Below are 20,137 nucleotides of genomic sequence, written 5' to 3'. Positions count from 1 at the left end.
TGAGGCCCAGTTGGACGGCGATGTCGTGGCTCTTGCCCCGCAGAGGAACTTGCGCGGAACGCAGAACGCGATAAACCAGCTTTTCGGGGTATCCATTGGCTCTCGCCCACTCCGCAATCGCGATTCCGCGACGAGCGAAAGCGGACTTTACGTCTCCTGGAGTCATGAGACTGCCCCCTATGGGCTGATGCTTTTTTTCTCTCGGGGCGCTCATTTGTAGCCATTAGGCGATTCGACTAGCCCTTATAGACTCTCGTGCGGCATCATGCAACATTGATCGTATGAGCGAAGAGTTTGGTCGACGATTGCGTCAACTCCGTGGGTCCACTGGACTCACACAAGAAGCGTTCGCGCAGTTGGGGGGCGTGAAACGCTTTAGCCAAAGCCTGTACGAACAGGGCGTCAGACTGCCCGGGCTGGACTATCTGGAAGGACTTCACGTATCAGGCATTGATGTCAGCTCCTTGGTGCAGCACTTGGTGCGCATGCCGGTGGATACCGTGTCTGTCGAAGTCGCAATCAGGGCGATCGAGGCTATTGAGCGCTCTTATGCGACCGGGAAAGCCAACGAAGCCCAGATCACTGATCGCATTGAACGGTTCAAGCTCCTGGTCAGCTTCGCCGACCCAGGTGGCAGTTCGAACCCCCGGCAAGCGCAAGGCGTGCGCCGTGCCTAGGAGTCGCGAGGCCATGGCGTGATTCCTCTTCCCAAATCCTTGCACTGCGTCGGTGCTTTGCTTGATCGGTTTGCCGCTTGTGAGCTTTGGCTTCGTGCCAGGCTTACGCTGGCTGAGCGTCGACTTGCAGCGACACTCGAGTGGTTCGGGGACGGCACGTTCGAAGAACGTTGTGCAGCGGCACGGGTTGGCAAAGCCGATCAGGATCTGAAGCTATGGAAAAGGCTCCGTGACGAGCTCCGGGTTCCAGCAAAAATGCTGGAAGCTCGAGGCGCATCCGTGGAGGATCTCCGGGTCCTCTTCCTCAATCGGGAAATCAGGACAGACGACTCCTTCGTTAGCCTCTCCCCCGCTTGGCGCAACTACGTCCTGACTGCAGCGGCGGCTGGCGTCGTTTTGTCAGGGTTCGTCATGCTGCTTGTGGTGACCGTATTCGCACCAGGAAGCGTCTTCGAAAAGGGTGCAGTGATTACAGCGATCACACTGATCGTCTGCACGTTGTATCAGCCGCTTAGCCTCTTCACATCCCGACCCATCCCCATCCGGACGCGAGTTGCAGCATATCTGCCGATGGAAACAGCGCCGATTAGCGCTACGGGCCGCATCACCCGACTGAGCAACCGCACATGGCCGTCAAGGAAGAGATGATGCCCAAATGCCCCGAAGAGCTGGGTGAGCAGCCGGGTCGGATTCGCGAGCTGCTCGCGGCCCTGCCTCTTCTAGGCTTATCTCGTTCACCACAACGTGTGCCGATTAATGAAAGACAAATGGCTTGGGCACATGGGGCTGGATGCCGTAAAGGGACTCTCGGCCAGATTCGTCGAAAGTCCTAACTTCACGATCGCAGCACTGGCTTGGCCAGCGCCTCGAGCCTTTCGAAATCAACCAGATGAACGTCGCGCTGCTGAATTTCCACCAAGCCATCTGTCGAGAACCTCTTCAAGATCCGGCTCACGGTTTCCGGCGCGAGGCGAAGGTAGTTCGCGATGTCGGCCCGGGCCATCGTGAGGGTGTAGCGCCGCGGTGAGAACCCGCGGGCCGCATAGCGCCGCGACAGCAACACCATGAAGGCAGCGAGCCGCTCGTCGGCGCTGTGGTCGCCGGCCAGCAGTGAAGCTTTGCCGATGTCGAGGCTTAGCAGCCTGAAGAGCTGTTGCTGCAATCCCGGCATTCGGGTCGCCAGCAACGAGAGCTGTGGGAAGGAGAACCGGCAGAGGGTGACGGTGTCGAGTGCGACCGCGTTGCAGGGGTAGCGCTCGGAGTGGATCGCGCTCAGTCCGATCACTTCGCCGGGCAGGTAAAAACCTAGGACCTGCTCGTTGCCAGCAGCATCGATAATGAAGGTCTTGACCGTGCCGCCACGAACGGCAGCGATGGCATTGAACGCCTCGCCCTCGCGGAACAGGTAGTCGCCGGGTTTGTACGGACCGACGTGATCGACGAGCACGTGGAGATCGGCGAGGTCGGACTTCGCATAGCCCTGGGACAGGCAGGCCTGTGAGAAGGCACAGGTCGTGCAGAAGTGCAGTGCATCGCCGTCGTCGGACGCCGCGGGGTTGAAGGCTTTGCGGAGTCCGGGGGAGGAAGCGGACATGGGTTTCAGCCGGAGGCGCGGATCTGCTGCGGAGCGCCTAGGTTAGCCCAGCTGTGGCGATCAAAGGCACTGGCGACGGCCCGGGCGGAAAGGCGGGCGATCGGATCGAGGCGGATTCGACCAGCCTCCCAGAACAGCGAACCTTCCTCAAACAACGGGGCGAGGGCGATGAGTGCGTCCGCAAATGCCTCCTTAAAGTCGAGGCTGCACCGGGCTTCGAGTTCGTTCACCGCAATCTCGCCTTGGCACAGGATCCCCTGAAGGACAGACGCCCGGATGCGGTCGTCCGCATCTAGCTCGATGCCGTGATCGATGGGACGCTGGCCCTGATCCAGCCGGGTTTCCCAGGTCGCAAGGTCCAGCGGATTCTGGGCATGGCATCCGCCCAGTTGCGAGATGGCCCCGACTCCGAAGCCGATCAGGTCAGTTGGACCATGCACGCCGAACCCGAGCGCATCGCGATACAGGCGCCCGCGGCGCTGGGCGAGGACGAGCGCGTCGTTCGGGCGGGCGAAGACGTCCAGTCCCACATGCAGGTAACCAGCGTCTTTGAGCCGCTCTGCGGCGCAGAGCAGCATGCGGGCTTGGAGCGTCGTGGACGACACGCCGTTCGTCGCGGTGGGGGCGACGTCGGCGTAAGCGGCGCAGTTCCGGAGCCCGACTCGCTCCGGACTGGCCTCGAGCACGATCGACAGCATCGCCTCGAAGGTATCGATCTCTTGGTGCGGCAGTCCGTAAGGCAGCTCGACCCTGAGATTTGCGAATCCAGCATCGCGCAAGGCGTCGATGGTGGCCTGAAGTCGGGTGCCGCGCTGTTCGAGGGGGGTGTCGGAACCGAGCAAGCTGCCCATGCCGATGCCAACGCGGTTAAAGCCAAGAGCGGACCAGTCGCGCAGGGGGGACACCGGCGTTCGATCCGGTTCGACCGTCATTGCGAGGTCGAGTCCACCGAGGTGCCTGAGGTGAAAATGCCGATCCAAACTGGAGAGCAGCTCCTCCATCTGCGTCGCGGACATCCACCGGGCCATCCCTGGGGCGAGGCTGACATGGACCACGTCGCGGTCCCGGTCGAACAGGGATCCGGTGAGCCCGATTTCCCGAACCAGTCGATGCCCATAGGCTTCGGCTCGCGATCCGCCGGCCGGTCGTGGTCCACTTTCGCTCCCGCAGAACGAGGATCGATAGCTGGCGGGAATGTCGAAGTGCAAGGCCAGCTGGGCAGGGATCGGATCACCGTTCGAATCGCGGACTGCGGAGCAGAAGCGCGCGTCGCTGAATGGGCGGAATGATCGCGGCGGCGGGTAGAGTGCATAGCGACCGCCCCCCCGCCCGAGATTGCGGGCCAGGCGCTCGATGTCGCAGGGTGTGCCGAAGTCTGTCATCTCGCATTGCTCCGTAGGGGCGGGTCAGCCGCAACCGCAGCCGCCACAACAGCCGCCGCCCCCGGCGGCGAGAACCTTCATTCCGAGCCCCGATTGCTCGATGGCGTCCGCCAGCTGCTGGGCGTCGAACTGACCCTTGACCAAGACCTCGCCGGACTGGTCATCCATGAAGACTTTCGCTTCGGGATCCATCTTGGCGAGGATGGATCGAAAGGCTTCGAGCGCTTTGGCATCGGTGGCATTGGGAAGTTGCGCGAACATGGCTCCACCTGTTTGGGAGGGTCGGGAATGCAGTCTCCGCCCGGCGGGACATCACGCGCACTGATGCAGGTCAAGCCGGCGTCGGCGCGAGGCCCCTACACTGCTGCTCAACTTCAACCTGCCCCACCCACCCCGATGCAGACCTTTGATGACTTTCTCGTTGCCGCTGCCAGCCAACCCGAGCCGCAGCGCCTGCTGCTGGTGTTCGCCCGCGCCGAGTGCCCGCCGGACGCCACGCCGGCAGAGCGGGCCGCGTTCGAGCGCGGTGAAGGCGGGGCGTTGGCGCCCGCGGTCTGCGTCGACAAGTTGCCCAGCGAGATCGCCTCGTTCGCCAGCCTGATGGCGGAGTCCAAGGCCGCTATCGACGACTGGCGCATCCTGTTCGTCGCGGCGATGGAGGGCCGTGGTGGCCATGCGCCAAACACCGACGAGGCCGTGCAGCCGATGCGGATGATGGTCGAGCAGATCAAGGGCGGGCGGATCGCCCGATTCCTTGCCGTGGATCGCGCAGGCCGGCTGGTGAATCTCAGCCGCGGCTGAGGTTCGACAGGAGGCCCCCGATCAGTTGGCGTGTCATCGGCCAGCGCGCACTGGCACCGCGATCATCATCGCGCAGCCCCTTGACGACGGCCGACGCGAAGCCAGGGAGCCGAGTGGCGACGGCGACTCCAGCCTTGCGAAGTGCGCGGGCCGGCAACCGGTCGTCGGTGTACAGCCCCGCAACGAGTCGCGTTGCAAGATACAGGGGGCGAGTGGCGCGTCGGTGGCGCCGCCCGTAGTCGGCGAGCAAGCGCGGATCGTGGATCGGCCGTCCCCGGCGCTGCGCATCCTTGAGCAACTCCGAGAGTGTGGCTACGCCGAGAAGGCCAAAGTTGTAGCCGTGCGCCGTAACCGGGTGCATACCCACGGCGGCGTCACCGATAAGGGCGACGCGCTCGCTGACGAGGCGTCTCGGATAGACGCCCACCAAAGGGTACGCGTGCAAAGGACCCAGTGGCGTCATGGCTCCGAGACGTTGGTCGAAGCGATGACAGAGCGCCTCGCCGAGGGACTCCGGGGAAAGGGCTTGCAGCGCGAGGGCTTCAGCCGGGGCGACCGTGATGACTACCGAAGCCGTATGCGGATCGTGCAGCGGCAGTAGCGCGAGCGTTTGGCCGTATCGGAACCACTCCCATGCGGTCCCTCGGTGCGGCTCATCATGACGCACGCGGCCCACCAACATGACCTTGGCGAAATCATGATGGTCTGCCGCGATGCCGCAGGCCCGACGAGCGGAGGAAAACCGGGTGTCCGCCGCAAGCAGCAGGTCGCCTTGGACACGTCGGCCATCGGCCAGTGCCAGGCTTGCACCTTGGCCGTCCGTTGCCATGTCGGTCACCACGGCATCGGTGTGAACGGTGACATCGCTGCGGTCTGCCAATGCGTGGAAAGCAACCCGGCGAAGAGCGGCATTGGGCACCAGCCAGCCTAGGGGGTCGACGTCCCCAGGGCCCCCAGGCATCTGGAAGCGCAGGCCATCGCGCGCGTTGCCGTCCAGTACCAAGGCTTCGCGAAGGGGGCCGATCTCCTCGGCCTGGAGTCGCTCCCAGTGGCCAAGCTCGCGCAGCAGTCGCTCGCTGCGATGGGTGAGGGCGATTTCTCGGCCGTCGTCTGGCGGTGAAGCCAAGCTCTCGCGTGAGGCGCGCTCGAACACCTGGATATCGAGACCATTTCCGGACAATGCACGTGCCATGGAGAGGCCGGCCGGACCGGCGCCGACGATCAGGATGCGGTTTGCCTTGACCATGGAGATGAGCCCCTCAGGAGAGGGGCTCACTCTGGGCGTGTATCCATCGGAACGCCCTGATTCAGATCAAGAGCGCGGCGCGTCGGCCATGACCTCAGGAAGATCCGTGTCGCGACGCAGTTCCGGATGCCGCGCTTCGTCCATGCGGCGAATCGCGAAGTGCATCCACGTCAGCGCGATGGCCACAAGGGCGAACAGCAGCATGAAGCAGCTGGTCCACACGCCGATGAGATCGTTCAGCGCACCAAAGACGATCGGCAGGATGAAGCCACCGAGGCCGCCGATCATGCCCACCACGCCTGCCACGGAGCCAACGTTGTTCGGGTAGTAGACCGGGATGTGCTTGTAGACCGCGGCTTTGCCGAGCGACATGAAGAAGCCCAGCGTGAACACCAGCAAGGTGAATGGCAACAGCGTGATTGCGAAGGTGAACTCGATCGGCCCGCGCACGCCCTGCACCACGTAGGTCGTGGCCGGATAGGCCAGCAAGAAGGTGCAAATCACCGAGCCGATGAAGGTCCAGTACATCACTTTGCGTGCGCCGTACTTGTCCGAGGCCCAGCCGCCGACGATGCGGAACAGGCTGGCGGGAATGGAGTAGGCGGCGGCGATCAATCCGGCGGTCTTCAGATCGAGGCCGTAGGCGCCGACGAGATAGCGCGGCAACCAGAGCGCGAGCGCGACGAAGGCACCGAACACGAAGAAGTAGTAAAGCGAGAAGCGCCAGACCCGCAATTCCTTGAGCGGCTGCATCTGCTCCATGAACGGCACGGCCTTGACGCCCTGTGCCTTGCGCTCGACGAGGTCGGGCTCATCCTGGGTGGTGAACAGGAAGACTACCGCCATCACCGCCAGCGCGACCGCCCAGATCTTCGCCACTCCCTCCCAGCCATAGGCGACCATGACGAGCGGTGCAAGCATTTTCGTGGCGGCGGCACCGATGTTGCCGGCCCCGACGATGCCGAGCGCGGTGCCCTGCTTTTCCTTGGGGAACCACTTGGACACGTAGGTGATGACGACGGTGAAGCTGCCGCCAACGATGCCGACGCACAGTGCGGCGAACAGGAAGCCGGTGTAGGTCGTCGCTGTGGTCAGCAGCCAGGCCGAGATCGCGCCGGCCAGCATCACGCCGAAGAAGACGATGCGGCCGCCGAACTGCTCGGTCCACACGCCGAGGAAGATGCGGATCAGCGAGCCCGTGAGGATCGGCATCGCGACCAGCAGGCCGAACTCTGTGTCGTTGAGCCCCAGCTGTTCCTTGATCTTCAGTCCGATGATCGAGAAGATTGTCCAGACCGCGAAGCTGACGGTGAAAGCGAGCGTGCCCATCCACAGGGCGGCTTGTTGCTTGGCCGGGCTTACCCGGCTGAAATCCGTGGCCATGTCGGGTCTCCGATCAGCAGGGATTGGCGGCGCCGCGGCGGGCGTACATCCGCCAGTTCAGCACGACGTTGAAGGCAAAGAAGGCGGCGAGGCCGTAGAACACCGGCACGGCGGATTCGAAGCTTCCGAACGACCACGCGAACAGCATGCCGAACAGGAAAGGCCCGTAAGCCGCGATGGCCGCGGTGAAGCCAATGACACCCCCCGCTTGGCGGGGCTGGAAGAGCATCGGCATCTGCTTGAACGTCGAGGCGTTGCCGACGCCGGCGAAGAAGAACAAGGCCAGCATTGCAGCGACAAAAGCCGGGAAGCCGTCGATCGAGGTGGGTGCCACGGTCATCGCAACAAGCACGGTGCAGACCACCATGCCCAAGCCCGCCCACTGGGTGACACGGGCGCCGCCGAGCTTGTCGGACAGCGGACCGGCGATGACCCGGGCGATTGACCCGATCAGCGGGCCCCAAAAGGCGTACTTCAGCGGATCAGGCGCGCCTTCGAAGCCGCCGAACCCCTGCTTGATCAACAGCGGGAACGTGGCGGCCAGACCCGAGAAGCCGCCGAAGGTCATGATGTACAGCGAGGTCATCGACCACGTGTGCTTCGACTTGAAGATGTCGAACTGCTCGGCGAAGTTGGCCTTTACCGGCACCGACTTCAGCAGCAGCCACGCGGTGATGCCGAACACCACGACGAAGGGAATGAAGACGGCCGCGGCGTTCTGCAGGTAGACCTGACTCTCGACGCCGTTCTTTACCATCGTCTGGCTCTCGCCCAGGAAGGCGGCGCCGCCCAGCAGGGCAAAGCCAATGATCCAGGGCGTCACGAACTGCACGATCGACACGCCCAGGTTGCCGATGCCGGCCTGGATCGCCAGTGCCGTGCCCTGCAGGCGCTTCGGGAAGAACAGGCTCGTCGACGGCATGAAGGACGAGAAGTTGCCACCGCCTAGGCCGGCAAGGAACGCCAGTCCGAGCACCATCCAATAGGGGGTTCCCGGATCCTGCACGGCGTAGAACCACCCGAACAACGGCACCAACAGGGACAACGTGGAGAGTGCGACGACGTGCCGAGTGCCGACCATCGGCGTCAGAAACATGTGGATCAGCCGCATCGTGCCGCCGGCAAGTCCGGGCATCGCGGTCAGCCAGAACAGCTGGCTTGGCGTGAACTGGTAGCCGACCTGCGGGAGGCGAACCACCAAGGCCGAGACAAGGAACCAAGCAGCGAAAGCGAGGGTCAGGTTAACGGTCGTGATGGCCAGCGTCCGCCAAGCCACGCTCGAGCCACCGTTGGCCCAAAACGACTCGTTTTCCGGTTCCCAACGATCCAGCCACGTCCCGTTGGTGCGTGGTGGGGAAAGGGGTGTGCTCGACATGCTGGGCTCCGATCGCGTCGTGGCGTGTGGGTAGTTCATTCCCTGCCACGATGGCGATTCGCCCCCGCACTCGCCTTGACGATCATCAACCGCGACGCAGGTCGCGGTTGACGGGGATCAAGCCCCCAGTGCGATGCCTTCGACGCCGTATTGACCGGCGAGGATGTGCAGGTATTGGTGCACGGCGTTCTGCCGGGCCTGCGTCTCGAGGTAGGAGGCGATGCGGTCGCGAGCCTCTGCAAACGTCAGCGCGGCACCGTCGACTCGTTCGAGTACCTCGACCACGTGGTGGCCGTAGCGGGTTTCCACGGTAAGTCCCGCGAGGCCGGGCTTCAGCATGAACAGCTGCCGATCGAACTCGGGCACGGTGTCGCCGCGTTCGATCCAACCCAGTTCGCCGCCTTGCTCGCGGGACGGACAGGCGGAATGGCGCATCGCAAACTCAATGAAGCGGTCCGGCTCGGCCTTCAGCGCAGCGAGCAACTCCTCGCCCTGAATCTGCGCCCGTTGCCGCGCCTTGATGTCGGCCGGCGGCGCCGCGAGCAGCACATGACGGACGCGAACGCGGTCCGGTTCGTGGAGACGGGCCTGGTTGGCCTCGTAGTACTGGCGGAGCGCGGCCTCGTCGGCTTCGGGAGCCTCGACCGCTTCGGCGAGCAGGATGCGAACGCGGGCTTCTTCCTCGGTCTCGCCTTCCAATGGCTCGATCGGCAGCCCAAGCCGCGAACATTCACGCGCGACCAATTCGCGGATCACGAGCGTCGTGGCCGCCGCCTCGCGGGCCGCGTGCGGATCGGCCGCACGGTGAAACTGCATTTCGCGGGCAATCTCGGCCTCGTCGATCGGCTCGCCGGCCACGCGCACGAAGACCGGCGCCGGGCCCGGCAGCGGGCTGCTCGGGTCGGCGTCGTGGTCGTGCGCCTCGGCGGCGGCCTTGGCGGCCGCCTCCGAAAGCGCACCGGCATCCATGACGACCGGGATGATGCGTCCAGCCATGGCTCAGTGCCCCGGGTAGCGCAGCGCGGCCTGGCGCTTGCGGACGATCTGGTACGGGCGCGTCAGGTAGCCCACCGGCACCGACCACACGTGGACGAGGCGCGTGAAGGGAGTAATCAGCACCAGCGTCAGGCCGAGCGTGATGTGGGCCTTGAAGATCCAGTGCGCATCGGCGACGAACTCGGCAGCGCCCGGGCGGAAGGTCACGATGTGCTGCGCCCACTCACCGAGCTTGATCATCTGCGAACCGTCAAGGTGGTCGGCGGAGAGCGCGATCGACGACATGCCGAGGATCAGCTGTGCGTAAAGCAGCACAAGGACCAGCAGATCGCGGCCGGTGCCAGTGGCGCGGATGCGGGCATTGAACAGCCGACGCAGTAGCAGGATGGTCATGCCGATGAAGCACATCAGGCCGAAGAAGCCGCCCACCACCATGGCCACCATCTGCTTCTGGCCGGCGGTAATGAACGGCTCGTAAGCCCAGTGAGGCGTCAGCAGACCGACGAAGTGGCCGCCGAGGATCGCAAGAATGCCAACATGGAACCAGTTGCTGCCGAGGCGCATCCACTTGTCCGACAGCAGCTGGCTCGAGCCGGTGCGCCACGTGTAGGCGCCATGGTCGAAGCGTGCCCAGCAGCCGATCGCAAAGATCGCGAGGGCGATGTAGGGGTAGAACTGGAAAAAGAAGGTGTTGAGGTAGTTCATGGCGTCACCGTCGGTTCGATGCGCTTCACGCCGGCCGGAAGCCGAGTGGGCGGGTTGCAGTCTTCGGTCGGCGCTTCGACGCCGAAGCGGATGGCTTCTTCTTCCCAGACCTTGTCCATCGCTTCCGGGGTGTCGTCACGCTCTTCGGTGGCGACGCGACGGCGCAGCAGGTCGAGGTCGACGCGGCCCTTGGCGATCTCGACGAGCGCCTCGATCAGCACGGCATAGGGGCTCTGTCGCTCCTGCGCCCGGGCGGCGAGCAGTTCGAGGATGTGCGCGGTGTGTCCAAGCCAGTCGCGCACTTCGCTGACCGGCTGCGTGGCGAGGAACTCCAGCACGACCGGCAGGTAGTCCGGCAGCTGCTTGGCGCCGAGTTCGAAGCCCGCTTTCTTGTACGTGGACAGGAGGTCGACCATGGCCTGACCGCGGTCGCGCGACTCGCCATGGATGTGTTCGAACAGCAGCAGGCTCATGGAACGGCCGCGATCGAACAGGCCAAGCCAACGCTCCTGCGCGTCCATCGGCTCGGTGGCGATCAAATCATCGATGAAGCCCAGCAAGGCGGCACGACGAGCCGGCGAAAGTGCCGGATCGTCGACCGCCTGGCGCAGTTCATCGCCGTGAGCCCAGAGCTCGTCCTGCGGGTAGTCGAGCAGGACGGCGATCAGCTTGAGGAGCTTCATGCCTTCTCCCTTTCCGGCGTCTGCCGGTTCGGCGGCACGTGGTAGGTCTGCGTCGAGCGGCCGCCGAACAGGGCCTCTGCCGGGCTCGATGGCGAGCAGCCGTTGCCGAAGGTGAAGCCGCATCCGCCCCGCTCGCCGAAGGCGTCGTTGGCGTACTCGCGGTGCGCCGTCGGGATGACGAAGCGGTCCTCGTAGTTGGCGATGGCGAGGTAGCGGTACATCTCCTCGGCCTGGTGCAGGGTCAGACCCGCCTGCTGCAGCACCTCGAGGTCCTCGACGCCGTCGACGTGCATGGCACGGCGCCAGGCGCGCATGGCGAGCATGCGTTCCATCGCGCGGACCACCGGGGCTTCGTCGCCCGCCGTCAGCATGTTGGCGAGGTAGCGCACCGGGATGCGCAGCGACTTCACGTCGGGAATCTCACCGTTCTTGCCGATGCGGCCGGCGTCGGCGGCCGACTGGATCGGCGACAGCGGCGGCACGTACCACACCATCGGCAGCGTGCGGTATTCCGGGTGCAGCGGCAGGGCGAGCTTCCAGTCCACCGCCAGCTTGTAGACCGGCGAGGCCTTGGCCGCGGTGAGCCAGCTGTCGGGGATGCCCTCGGCGCGCGCGGCGGCGATCACCGCCGGATCGTTCGGGTCGAGGAAGATGTCGAGGTGGGCCTGGTAGAGGTCCTTCTCCTGCGGCACCGAGGCGGCTTCCTGGATGCGGTCGGCGTCATACAGCAGCACGCCGAGGTAGCGGATGCGGCCGACGCAGGTTTCCGAGCACACCGTCGGCTCGCCCATCTCGATGCGCGGGTAGCAGAAGATGCACTTCTCGGATTTGCCCGACTTCCAGTTGTAGTAGATCTTCTTGTACGGGCAGGCGGAGACGCACATGCGCCAGCCTCGGCACTTGTCCTGGTCGATCAGGACGATGCCGTCCTCCTCGCGCTTGTAGATGGCACCGCTCGGGCACGACGCGACGCAGGCCGGGTTGAGGCAGTGTTCGCACAGCCGCGGCAGGTACATCATGAAGGTCTTCTCGAACGCGCCGTAGATCTCGCGCTGCACGCCGTCGAAGTTGCTGTCCTTGCTGCGCTTGGCGAACTCGGTGCCAAGGATCTCCTCCCAGTTCGGGCCCCACTCGATCTTCTGCATGCGCTCGCCGCTGATCAGCGAGCGCGGGCGGGCGGTTGGCTGGTGCTGGCCCTCCGGCGCCTGATGCAGGTGCTGGTAGTCGAAATCAAAGGGCTCGTAGTAGTCGTCGATCTGCGGCAGGTCGGGGTTGGCAAAGATCTTCGCCAGCAGGCGCAGGCGGCCGCCGGCCTTCAGCGTGACCTTGCCGCTGCGGCCGCGCACCCAGCCGCCGTTCCATTTCTGCTGGTTCTCCCATTCCTTCGGGTAGCCGATGCCGGGCTTGGTCTCGACGTTGTTGAACCAGGCGTACTCGACACCCTCGCGGCTGGTCCAGACGTTTTTGCAGGTGATGGAGCAGGTGTGGCAACCGATGCACTTGTCGAGGTTGAGCACCATCGCGATCTGGGCACGGATTTTCATCACACCACCTCCTTCTTCGCGGCCACCGGCACCGGTTCGCCGTCATGCCATTCAACCTTGTCCATCTTGCGCACCACGACCAGCTCGTCGCGGTTGGTGCCGACGGTGCCGTAGTAGTTGAAGCCGTAGCTCAGCTGCGCGTAGCCGCCGATCATGTGCGTGGGCTTCACGACCACGCGGGTGACGGAGTTGTGGATGCCGCCGCGCGTGCCGGAGATCTCGCTACCGGGCGTGTTGATGATGCGTTCCTGTGCGTGGTACATCATCGCGATGCCGTTCATCACGCGCTGGCTCACCACCGCGCGCGCCGCGATGGCGCCGTTGACGTTGAACAGCTCGATCCAGTCGTTGTCCTCGATGCCGGCACTCTTGGCGTCATCCTCTGAGAGCCAGACGATTGGGCCGCCACGCGACAGCGTCTGCATGATCAGGTTGTCGCTGTAGGTGCTGTGGATGCCCCACTTCTGATGCGGGGTGATCCAGTTCAGGACGATTTCTTTGTTGCCGTTGGGCTTCTTGCCCATGATCGGCTTGATCGTCTTGGTGTCGACCGGCGGGCGATAGCCCATCAGTGCCTCGCCGAAGTCCCGCATCCACTCGTGGTCCTGGTAGAACTGCTGACGCCCGGTGAGCGTGCGCCAAGGGATCAGCTCGTGGACGTTGGTGTAGCCGGCGTTATAGCTGACGTTTTCGTCCTCGAGGCCCGACCAGATCGGCGAGCTGATGATCTTGCGCGGCTGAGCTTGGATGTCGCGGAAGCGAATCGCCTCGTGCTCCTTGCCCACCGCGAGATGCGTGTGCTCGCGGCCGGTGAACGTGCCCAGCGACTCCCAAGCCTTCACGGCGACGTGGCCGTTCGTCTCGGGCGCGAGGTGCATGATCGCCTCGGCGGCGTCGATCGCCGACTCCAGCTGCGGCCGGCCCTGGCTGATGCCCGGCGTGGTCACTTCGTGGTTCAGCCGGCCAAGGAATTCCACCTCGTGCTTGGTGTCCCAGCTCATTCCCTTGCCGCCGTTCCCCTGCTTGTCAAGCAGCGGGCCCAGCGAACTGAACTTCTTGAACAGGTTCGGGTAGTCGCGTTCCACGACCACCATGCTCGGCGCGGTTTTGCCCGGGATGAGGTCGCACTCGCCCTTCTTCCAGTCGGTTACGCCGTAGGGCATGGCGATTTCGTTCGGGGTGTCGTGCAGCGTCGGCACCAGCACCAGGTCCTTCTCGACGCCGAGCACGCCTGGCGCCAGATCACTGACGGTGCGGGCGATGCCCTTGAAGATCTCCCAGTCCGAACGCGCTTCCCACGCCGGGTCGACCGCTTTGGACAGCGGGTGGATGAAGGGGTGCATGTCGGACGTATTGAGGTCGTCCTTCTCGTACCAGGTCGCCGTCGGCAGCACGATGTCGCTGTAGAGCGCCGTGGTGCACATGCGGAAGTCGAGCGTGACCAGTAGGTCGAGCTTGCCTTCCGGCGATTCGTCGCGCCATTTGATCTCTTCAGGCTTGGCAGCGCCGCGCTCCCCGAGGTCTTTGCCCTGCAGACCGTGGCGCGTGCCCAACAGGTGCTTGAGCATGTACTCGTGGCCCTTGCCCGAGCTGCCCAGCAGGTTGCTGCGCCAGATGAACAGGTTGCGCGGGTAGTTCTCCGGCGCGTCCGGATCGGCGAAGGCGAAGTCGAGGCTGCCGTCCTTGAGCTTGCTGACGGCGTATTCGACCGGCGCCACGCCGGCTTTCTCGGCGTCCTTCACCAGCTTCAGCGGGTTGGTGTTGAGCTGCGGGATGGCCGGGAGCCAGCCCATGCGAACCGCTCGCAGGTTGAAGTCAGCCAGCGAACCGGTGTACTTCGACTTGTCGGCCAGCGGCGACAGAATCTCGTCGACGCCCAGCTTCTCGTAGCGGTACTGGCTGGAGTTGAAGTAGAAGAAGCTCGTGCCGTTCATCTGGCGCGGCGGCTTGCTCCAGTCGGTGGCGAAGGCGATCGGTGCCCAGCCGGACTGCGGGCGGAGCTTCTCCTGCCCCACGTAGTGCGCCCAGCCGCCGCCGGTCTGCCCCACGCAGCCGCACATCACGAGCATGTTGATCAGCCCGCGATAGTTCATGTCGTTGTGGAACCAATGGTTCATCGCGGCGCCGACGATGATCATCGAGCGGCCGCGGGTCTTGTCGGCCGTGCGAGCGAACTCGCGGGCGATGTTGATCACTTCGGCGCGCGGCACGCCGGTAATGGTCTCCTGCCAGGCGGGCGTTCCAGGGACGTTGTCGTCATAGCTCGCCGCGACGTTCCCGCCACCGAATCCGCGATCGACGCCGTATTGGGCCAGCAGTAGGTCGTACACCGTCGTGACCAGCCATTCCCTGCCATCGCCCAGTTCCAACTTCTTGACTGGAATGGTGCGCTCAAGGACGTCGGTGAATTTCGACTCGGTCCAGTGCTCGTTCTCGATGCCGCCGAAGTACGGGAAGCTGACCGACGCCATGCCGTCGTTGGCGTCCTTCAGACTGAGACGAAGGCGAGTGTCGCGCCCGGCGCTGTCCTTCTCCTCGATGTTCCACTTGCCCTTCTCTCCCCAGCGGAAGCCGACCGAGCCGTTGGGCACGACGATGGCGCCGCTGGCTTCGTCAAAGGCCAGCGTCTTCCACTCGGGGTTGTTGGTTTCGCCGAGGCCACCGAGGTCGGCGGCGCGCAAGTAGCGCTCCGGCACGAGGCGGCCGTCCGCGCGCTTCTCGAGGCGGACCAGCATCGGCATGTCGCTGTACTGCCGGCAGTAGTCGGTGAAGTACTGTGAGGGGTTGTCGACGTGGAATTCTTTCAGGATCACGTGACCGAAGGCCTGCGAGAGCGCGGCGTCGGTGCCCTGCTTCGGGTGCAGCCAGTGGTCGGTGAGCTTGGCGACCTCGGAGTAGTCCGGGGTGATCGCGACCGTCTTGGTGCCGTTGTAGCGGGCTTCGGTGAAGAAGTGCGCGTCGGGCGTGCGGGTCTGCGGGACGTTCGAGCCCCAGGCGATGATGTAGCGGCTGTTGTACCAGTCGGCCGATTCCGGCACGTCGGTCTGCTCGCCCCAGACCTGCGGCGAGGACGGCGGCAGGTCGCAGTACCAGTCGTAGAAGCTCAGGCAGGCACCGCCGAGCAGCGACAGGTAGCGCGCGCCGGCGGCGTAGCTGACCATCGACATCGCCGGGATCGGCGAGAAGCCGACCACGCGGTCGGGGCCGTACTGCTTGACGGTGTAGAGGTTCGACGCGGCGATGAGTTCGTTGACCTCATCCCAGCTCGAGCGCACGAAGCCGCCCATGCCGCGCTTCGACTTGTAGCTGGTGGCCTTGGCCTTGTCCTCGACGATCGAGGCCCAGGCGTCGACCGGCGACTTGGTGCGGCGCGCTTCGCGCCACAGCTTCAGCAGGGCCGAGCGCATCAGCGGGTACTTCACCCGGTTGGCGCTGTACAGGTACCAGGAGTAGCTGGCGCCACGGGGGCAGCCGCGCGGCTCGTGGTTCGGCAGGTCGGGGCGCGTGCGCGGGTAGTCGGTCTGCTGGGTTTCCCAGGTGACCAGGCCGTTCTTCACGTAGACCTTCCAGCTGCAGGAGCCGGTGCAGTTCACGCCGTGCGTCGAGCGCACGATCTTGTCGTACTGCCAGCGCTGCCGGTAGCTGTCTTCCCAGCTGCGGTCGTCGCTGCGCGTGGCGCCGTGACCGTCGGCGAAGGGTTCGGGGGACGGCTTGAGGAAGTTCAAGCGGTCGAGGAAGTAGCTCATGGTCGGGCTCTCTGGCGATGACCGGCGCAGTGTTCCTGCCCGAGCCGCCCGACTTCATTGACGTGCGTCAACCGACCGCTGGATTGCCGGTGAGCTGGCGGCGGCGGCTGTCCCGGACGTCCACTTCGACCGTGATTTCGATGGCTCCCGCCGTGAAGACGAGCCCGTCGCGGCGTGGTCGCTCCGCGGCAAAGGCTTCGAACCCGGCACGGGGCAACCCGATCCGGAGGTCCATGAGGTCGCCCTCGCAGGTTGCGGCCATGAGGCCTGGATCAAGGACGAGGACGCGGTGCGCGCGCTCGCCGGACGGGCACGGCAGCGAGGCTTCCACCCGGCTGTCGCGCAGCAGCGTATCGAGCTGGGTCTCCGTCAGCCGGAGCCGCAGCCGGTCCCCTTCGATTTGCAGTTTCATGCGTTGATCCTCGCCCAGTCCTCGGGCGTGTTGGCGTTGTCGAATTCAAGCCCCGAGGGAGTCGGCGGGGGGATCGTCCCAGCGTCGAGGGCGCGGAGGAGATGCTTCAGGGCGCGTGGCCCCGCGGGGTCGTCCAGCCATGCCGTTAGCTGGCGTCGCAGGTCGAGCGTGGCGTCGATGCGCAGGGGCAGCGGGTAGCCGTCGTAGTGCAGGGCGCAATCCGACGGCGAGGCGGCCGCGAGCCGCGCCAGCCAGGCCGCTGGAAGGCAAGGCATGTCGACCGGAACGACCAGCAGGCGGCGCCCGGCATAGGCTTCGGCGACGGCCAGCAGGCCGGCCAGGGGTCCTTCACCGCGATGTTGGTCGGGGATGCCGCCGTGCTCGGGGCGATCACCGCTGACCACGCTCTCTGCGATACCCGCGTCGGCGAAACGTTGCCGCGCGTGATCGATCAGCGAGCGGCCCTGCCAGTCGAGCAGGGCCTTGTCCTGCCCCATGCGGCGGCTCTGGCCGCCGGCGAGCACAACGCCGAGGCAGGCCTCAGCCGAGGGCGCGGAAGGCGCCATGCATCGCCTGCGCTTGCGCCGGGGACGGCGTGGCCGCGTCGGCGCTCGACGAGTCGCCGGTGTCGGGCTCCTTGCCGCACAGCGAGCAGCCCTCGCTCCATTCGGTCACGCCGTCGATGAAGTGCTCACGCTTCCAGATCGGCGCCTCGTGCTTGACCGCTTCGATGATGTCGCGGCAACCACGGAACGCCTCGTCGCGATGTGGGGTGCCGAAGGCGACGATCACGGCGAGATCGCCGACTGCGAGCTTGCCCTTGGCATGCGCGACATAGCCCTTGCCTTTCGGTCCGTACTTCGCGAGGGCCTGAGCGACCGTGCGCTGGAAGACGGTTAGGGCCAGCGGATCGAACATGTCGTAATGAACGGCCACGCATTCACGGCCATGGCTGTTGGCGCGGACGCGGCCGATGAAGACGTCGATGCCGCCGAAGGCGTCGTCGGCGACGAAATCGATGGCGGCTTGGGGATCCAGTCGGCCGTCGGCGATGTCGACGACATGGCAGGCGATGCGCGGGGTCGTCTCCATTCTCAACCCCCGCTCACCGGCGGCAATACGGCAATCCGCCCGTCGGCGGGCAGCGGGCTGTTGGCGCGAAGAAATGTGGAATCGGTGGCGATCGCCGCGGTCTCGAGCAAGGCTGGTCGGTAGCCCGGCCAGTTCGCCTGCGCCCAGGCGTCGAACGCGACGCGGAACTCGCCGACGGTGGCGATGCCCGGGAATTCGAGGGCGATTTCGGGGTTCGGGCTGAATTCGCGGAAACGACCGAAGAGTTGCAATGTGATCATCATGGCGGGAATTCCCTTGCAATGCTGCTCGTGCCGGGGCGCAGCGGATAGACGGAAACGGGGGTGCCGGCCGCGATCGATTCCGACGCTTCGGGCAGCACGACCCAGGCATTCGCGGTGAGTAGCGGTGCGGTCTTGAAGCTCTCTTGGCCCTTCAGTAGGCGAACGACCAAGCGGCCTTCGGCATCGATTGCGATCCGGGCCTTCTGGAGCATGGAGAAACCGGGCTTCTTGCGGGCCTCCGCGGCGATCGGCAGTGCCATCGCCTTTTCGTCGGCCTGTCCGCCCAAGCGCCGGATCGCCGCGTCGACGAAGAAGCGTGCGCCGACCGTGCTCGATACCGGATTGCCGGGCAGTCCGAACACCCGCGTGCGCCCCTTCGTGGCGAACAGCAAGGGCTTGCCGGGCCGCATCTTCAGCTTGTGGAATCGGATCGTCGCACCAACGTCGCGCAATACGTCGGGCACGAAGTCGTAGCGGCCCATGGACACCGCCCCAGTGGTGACGACCAGATCGAGGCTGGCGTTGAACCAGTCGCTCAGCTGGGCGACGAGCCGGGCGGGTTCATCCGGGATTGTCACGCAAGCCACGACCTCGGCTCCCGCCTCGGCGAACAGACCCTCGAGATAAGGCCCGTTGGTGTTGGCGATCTGGCCGGATGCGAGGGCAGCGCCATCGGTGTCGACTAGCTCGCGGCCGGTGCAGGCCAGCGCGAGTCGGGGGCGGCGATGCACGTCGACCTCGCCGATACCGATGCCACGCAGGACCATCAGGGCTTCGTCGCTAAGCACGGCTCCCGCTTCGAGGACGCGTTCGCCGAGGGCGACGTCCTCGCCGGCAAGTCGAATGTGCTGTCCCTGCCGGGGCGCGGCGGCCAATGCGATCGCCAGTGGTTTTCCTTCGGCATCGCGGGCGAGCACCGTGCAGTCCTCGACGGGGACCACCGTATCGAGCCCATCCGGGATGCGGGCGCCGGTCATGATGCTGCAGGCCCCCATCGTTTGGCCTCTAACGCCATCGCCGGCCGCCTGCTCGCCAAGTACGGGGATCGCCGTGCCCGGTGCAATGCCGGCGTGCCAGCGCAGGGCGAAACCGTCCATGGCGGCGTTGTCGAAGGGCGGCAGCGCGCGCGGGGCGTCGATGGGCACTGCCAGCACCCGGCCGCGTGCCTGCCGCAGCGGTACGTGTTCGGCGGGCAGCGCCGCGCATTCCGCGCGGATGAGCGCCAACGCGTCTTCGATGCTGATCATTGTGGTCATGCGTGCGGCGCCCCACGCATCATCGCCAGCGCGTGTGGCAGTAGCGGGCCGAGGATGTCGAGGCCCTGCGCCACGGCCTTCGGGCTGCCCGGCAGCAGCACCACCAGCGTGCCGTCGCCGACCAGTGCGCAGCGGGCCCGGCTCAGCCAGGCCAGCGGCGTGTGTTCGCTGCTGGCGTTGCGGAACAGTTCGGCCAAGCCCGGCACCTCGCGCGTGGCGACCTGCGCCAAGGCCTCGGGAGCGAGATCGCGCGGGCCGAAGCCGGTGCCGCCGGTGCACAGCACGAGCGGCGTGCCGTGTGCGGCTTCCTCGCGCAGCGCCGCGGCGAAGGCGTCGATGCCGTCGGGCAGGAGGCGGCGTTGCACGCGCGCGCCCATCCCTTCGAGGGTCTCCGCCATCAGTGCGCCGCTGCGGTCTTCGTAGACGCCCGCACTGGCGCGATCGCTCAGGGTGATGACGGCGATGGCTTCGCCGTCGAGGCGCGGGTCGGCTTTCGGCCGGTAGTGCGCGCGTTCGTCATCACTCAGGCCGTCGGGATGGACCCACAGGCCCTTCTTGCCGCCTTCCTTGAATAACAGGCGCACGGCCTCGATCGACAACGCCGGCTCCACCGGCTTGGTGAGGTCGTAGAGCGTCAGCAGGGCGGCACTGGCGCCGGCCAAGGCTTCCATTTCGACGCCAGTCTTCGCGGTGAGGGACGTCTCGCAGTAGACGCGGATGGCGTGGCGCTCGGGCACCGGCATGCAGCGCACGTCGACGTATTCCAGCGACAGCGGATGGCACAGCGGCATCAGCTGCGCGGCGTTCTTCGCGCCCTGCAGGCCGGCGACTTCGGCCATCGCCATCGCATCGCCTTTGGGCAGCGCGCGATTCACCAGGGCGGCATAGCCGACCGGTCCGGCGCGCAATTCACCGACGGCGACGGCGCGACGCTCGGTAGCGCGCTTGCGACGCACGTCGGCCATGTGGAAGCCGGAAGGGG

General features: G+C 65.6%; 19 protein-coding genes. 2 read left to right on the top strand and 17 right to left on the bottom strand.

Annotated elements, in window-relative coordinates; all coding sequences use genetic code 11:
- The first annotated feature begins 281 nt into the window (after positions 1 to 281).
- The gene (locus tag O9280_RS12730; RefSeq protein WP_298343286.1) at positions 282 to 677 is read left to right on the top strand and encodes a helix-turn-helix transcriptional regulator; all 396 of its coding nucleotides are present in this window, start codon (positions 282 to 284) and stop codon (positions 675 to 677) included.
- Positions 678 to 1,512: 835 nt separating this feature from the next.
- Here the strand turns inward: O9280_RS12730 and O9280_RS12725 are convergent.
- Genes O9280_RS12725 through O9280_RS12715 form a run of 3 tightly spaced genes read right to left on the bottom strand, consistent with a single transcriptional unit; the run spans position 1,513 to position 3,914 of the window.
- Complete coding sequence (locus O9280_RS12725; RefSeq protein ID WP_298343283.1) at positions 1,513 to 2,271, bottom strand: helix-turn-helix domain-containing protein; 759 nt, start codon at positions 2,269 to 2,271, stop codon at positions 1,513 to 1,515.
- A gap of 5 nt (positions 2,272 to 2,276) precedes the next feature.
- Positions 2,277 to 3,653 carry a hypothetical protein gene (locus O9280_RS12720; RefSeq protein WP_298343280.1) on the bottom strand — a complete coding sequence of 459 codons (1,377 nt, stop codon included), beginning with the start codon at positions 3,651 to 3,653 and terminating at the stop codon, positions 2,277 to 2,279.
- 24 nt (positions 3,654 to 3,677) lie between these two features.
- The gene (locus O9280_RS12715; RefSeq protein WP_298343277.1) at positions 3,678 to 3,914 is read right to left on the bottom strand and encodes a hypothetical protein; all 237 of its coding nucleotides are present in this window, start codon (positions 3,912 to 3,914) and stop codon (positions 3,678 to 3,680) included.
- Positions 3,915 to 4,049: 135 nt separating this feature from the next.
- Here O9280_RS12715 and O9280_RS12710 point away from each other — a divergent pair, with 135 nt between their 5' ends.
- The gene (locus O9280_RS12710) at positions 4,050 to 4,454 is read left to right on the top strand and encodes a ribonucleotide reductase subunit alpha (RefSeq protein WP_298343274.1); all 405 of its coding nucleotides are present in this window, start codon (positions 4,050 to 4,052) and stop codon (positions 4,452 to 4,454) included.
- Here O9280_RS12710 and ubiM read toward each other — a convergent pair.
- The 14 genes from ubiM to moaCB all read right to left on the bottom strand — a co-directional run bounded on the left by ubiM (position 4,441) and on the right by moaCB (position 20,120).
- The gene (ubiM, locus tag O9280_RS12705; RefSeq protein ID WP_298343271.1) at positions 4,441 to 5,700 is read right to left on the bottom strand and encodes a 5-demethoxyubiquinol-8 5-hydroxylase UbiM; all 1,260 of its coding nucleotides are present in this window, start codon (positions 5,698 to 5,700) and stop codon (positions 4,441 to 4,443) included. The genes O9280_RS12710 and ubiM overlap by 14 nt on opposite strands.
- Before the next feature lie 66 nt (positions 5,701 to 5,766).
- Positions 5,767 to 7,083, bottom strand: a complete 1,317-nt coding sequence (locus O9280_RS12700; RefSeq protein WP_298343268.1) for a nitrate/nitrite transporter — start codon at positions 7,081 to 7,083, stop codon at positions 5,767 to 5,769.
- A 13-nt stretch (positions 7,084 to 7,096) separates the two neighbouring features.
- Entirely contained in the window at positions 7,097 to 8,458 is a 1,362-nt protein-coding gene (locus O9280_RS12695; RefSeq protein WP_298343265.1) for a nitrate/nitrite transporter, read from the bottom strand.
- A 117-nt stretch (positions 8,459 to 8,575) separates the two neighbouring features.
- Positions 8,576 to 9,454 (bottom strand): peptidylprolyl isomerase, encoded by an 879-nt coding sequence (locus O9280_RS12690; RefSeq protein WP_298343262.1) that lies wholly within the window; start codon positions 9,452 to 9,454, stop codon positions 8,576 to 8,578.
- A gap of 3 nt (positions 9,455 to 9,457) precedes the next feature.
- On the bottom strand, positions 9,458 to 10,159 hold the full coding sequence (narI, locus tag O9280_RS12685) for a respiratory nitrate reductase subunit gamma (protein ID WP_298343260.1): 702 nt from the start codon (positions 10,157 to 10,159) through the stop codon (positions 9,458 to 9,460).
- The gene (narJ, locus tag O9280_RS12680; protein WP_298343257.1) at positions 10,156 to 10,842 is read right to left on the bottom strand and encodes a nitrate reductase molybdenum cofactor assembly chaperone; all 687 of its coding nucleotides are present in this window, start codon (positions 10,840 to 10,842) and stop codon (positions 10,156 to 10,158) included. The genes narI and narJ overlap by 4 nt, the downstream gene beginning before the upstream one ends.
- Positions 10,839 to 12,386, bottom strand: a complete 1,548-nt coding sequence (narH, locus tag O9280_RS12675) for a nitrate reductase subunit beta (RefSeq protein WP_298343254.1) — start codon at positions 12,384 to 12,386, stop codon at positions 10,839 to 10,841. Before narH ends, narJ begins: the two co-directional genes overlap by 4 nt.
- Positions 12,386 to 16,132 carry a nitrate reductase subunit alpha gene (locus O9280_RS12670; protein WP_298343252.1) on the bottom strand — a complete coding sequence of 1,249 codons (3,747 nt, stop codon included), beginning with the start codon at positions 16,130 to 16,132 and terminating at the stop codon, positions 12,386 to 12,388. The genes narH and O9280_RS12670 overlap by 1 nt, the downstream gene beginning before the upstream one ends.
- A 67-nt stretch (positions 16,133 to 16,199) precedes the next feature.
- Positions 16,200 to 16,544 carry a hypothetical protein gene (locus O9280_RS12665; protein WP_298343249.1) on the bottom strand — a complete coding sequence of 115 codons (345 nt, stop codon included), beginning with the start codon at positions 16,542 to 16,544 and terminating at the stop codon, positions 16,200 to 16,202.
- Positions 16,541 to 17,110, bottom strand: a complete 570-nt coding sequence (locus O9280_RS12660; RefSeq protein WP_298343247.1) for a molybdenum cofactor guanylyltransferase — start codon at positions 17,108 to 17,110, stop codon at positions 16,541 to 16,543. The genes O9280_RS12665 and O9280_RS12660 overlap by 4 nt, the downstream gene beginning before the upstream one ends.
- Positions 17,085 to 17,636: a molybdenum cofactor biosynthesis protein MoaE gene (locus tag O9280_RS12655; protein ID WP_298343242.1), complete on the bottom strand. Its 552-nt coding sequence runs from the start codon at positions 17,634 to 17,636 to the stop codon at positions 17,085 to 17,087. The genes O9280_RS12660 and O9280_RS12655 overlap by 26 nt, the downstream gene beginning before the upstream one ends.
- A gap of 2 nt (positions 17,637 to 17,638) precedes the next feature.
- Positions 17,639 to 17,899, bottom strand: a complete 261-nt coding sequence (locus O9280_RS12650) for a MoaD/ThiS family protein (RefSeq protein ID WP_298343239.1) — start codon at positions 17,897 to 17,899, stop codon at positions 17,639 to 17,641.
- A complete protein-coding gene (gene glp, locus O9280_RS12645; RefSeq protein WP_298343237.1) occupies positions 17,896 to 19,155 on the bottom strand; it encodes a gephyrin-like molybdotransferase Glp in 1,260 nt (419 codons plus the stop codon). The genes O9280_RS12650 and glp overlap by 4 nt, the downstream gene beginning before the upstream one ends.
- Positions 19,152 to 20,120 carry a bifunctional molybdenum cofactor biosynthesis protein MoaC/MoaB gene (moaCB, locus tag O9280_RS12640; protein ID WP_298343234.1) on the bottom strand — a complete coding sequence of 323 codons (969 nt, stop codon included), beginning with the start codon at positions 20,118 to 20,120 and terminating at the stop codon, positions 19,152 to 19,154. The genes glp and moaCB overlap by 4 nt, the downstream gene beginning before the upstream one ends.
- Positions 20,121 to 20,137: the final 17 nt, after the last annotated feature.

Source organism: Silanimonas sp., assembly GCF_027531545.1.
Taxonomy (GTDB): Bacteria; Pseudomonadota; Gammaproteobacteria; order Xanthomonadales; family Xanthomonadaceae; genus Silanimonas.
The sequence above is the reverse complement of the archived record's forward strand: the minus strand, read 5'-3'. Positions and strand labels throughout refer to the sequence as shown.

What these genes read in the sequence shown, in the direction of transcription:
- O9280_RS12730 (WP_298343286.1), top strand. Translation starts at nt 282, where the DNA reads ATGAGCGAAGAGTTTGGTCGACGATTGCGTCAACTCCGTGGGTCCACT.
- O9280_RS12720 (WP_298343280.1), bottom strand. Translation starts at nt 3,653, where the DNA reads ATGACAGACTTCGGCACACCCTGCGACATCGAGCGCCTGGCCCGCAAT.
- narH (WP_298343254.1), bottom strand. Translation starts at nt 12,386, where the DNA reads ATGAAAATCCGTGCCCAGATCGCGATGGTGCTCAACCTCGACAAGTGC.
- glp (WP_298343237.1), bottom strand. Translation starts at nt 19,155, where the DNA reads ATGACCACAATGATCAGCATCGAAGACGCGTTGGCGCTCATCCGCGCG.
- O9280_RS12650 (WP_298343239.1), bottom strand. Translation starts at nt 17,899, where the DNA reads ATGATGATCACATTGCAACTCTTCGGTCGTTTCCGCGAATTCAGCCCG.
- O9280_RS12655 (WP_298343242.1), bottom strand. Translation starts at nt 17,636, where the DNA reads ATGGAGACGACCCCGCGCATCGCCTGCCATGTCGTCGACATCGCCGAC.
- O9280_RS12670 (WP_298343252.1), bottom strand. Translation starts at nt 16,132, where the DNA reads ATGAGCTACTTCCTCGACCGCTTGAACTTCCTCAAGCCGTCCCCCGAA.
- narJ (WP_298343257.1), bottom strand. Translation starts at nt 10,842, where the DNA reads ATGAAGCTCCTCAAGCTGATCGCCGTCCTGCTCGACTACCCGCAGGAC.
- O9280_RS12700 (WP_298343268.1), bottom strand. Translation starts at nt 7,083, where the DNA reads ATGGCCACGGATTTCAGCCGGGTAAGCCCGGCCAAGCAACAAGCCGCC.
- O9280_RS12695 (WP_298343265.1), bottom strand. Translation starts at nt 8,458, where the DNA reads ATGTCGAGCACACCCCTTTCCCCACCACGCACCAACGGGACGTGGCTG.
- O9280_RS12715 (WP_298343277.1), bottom strand. Translation starts at nt 3,914, where the DNA reads ATGTTCGCGCAACTTCCCAATGCCACCGATGCCAAAGCGCTCGAAGCC.
- ubiM (WP_298343271.1), bottom strand. Translation starts at nt 5,700, where the DNA reads ATGGTCAAGGCAAACCGCATCCTGATCGTCGGCGCCGGTCCGGCCGGC.
- O9280_RS12665 (WP_298343249.1), bottom strand. Translation starts at nt 16,544, where the DNA reads ATGAAACTGCAAATCGAAGGGGACCGGCTGCGGCTCCGGCTGACGGAG.
- O9280_RS12690 (WP_298343262.1), bottom strand. Translation starts at nt 9,454, where the DNA reads ATGGCTGGACGCATCATCCCGGTCGTCATGGATGCCGGTGCGCTTTCG.
- narI (WP_298343260.1), bottom strand. Translation starts at nt 10,159, where the DNA reads ATGAACTACCTCAACACCTTCTTTTTCCAGTTCTACCCCTACATCGCC.
- O9280_RS12725 (WP_298343283.1), bottom strand. Translation starts at nt 2,271, where the DNA reads ATGTCCGCTTCCTCCCCCGGACTCCGCAAAGCCTTCAACCCCGCGGCG.
- O9280_RS12710 (WP_298343274.1), top strand. Translation starts at nt 4,050, where the DNA reads ATGCAGACCTTTGATGACTTTCTCGTTGCCGCTGCCAGCCAACCCGAG.
- O9280_RS12660 (WP_298343247.1), bottom strand. Translation starts at nt 17,110, where the DNA reads ATGGCGCCTTCCGCGCCCTCGGCTGAGGCCTGCCTCGGCGTTGTGCTC.
- moaCB (WP_298343234.1), bottom strand. Translation starts at nt 20,120, where the DNA reads ATGGCCGACGTGCGTCGCAAGCGCGCTACCGAGCGTCGCGCCGTCGCC.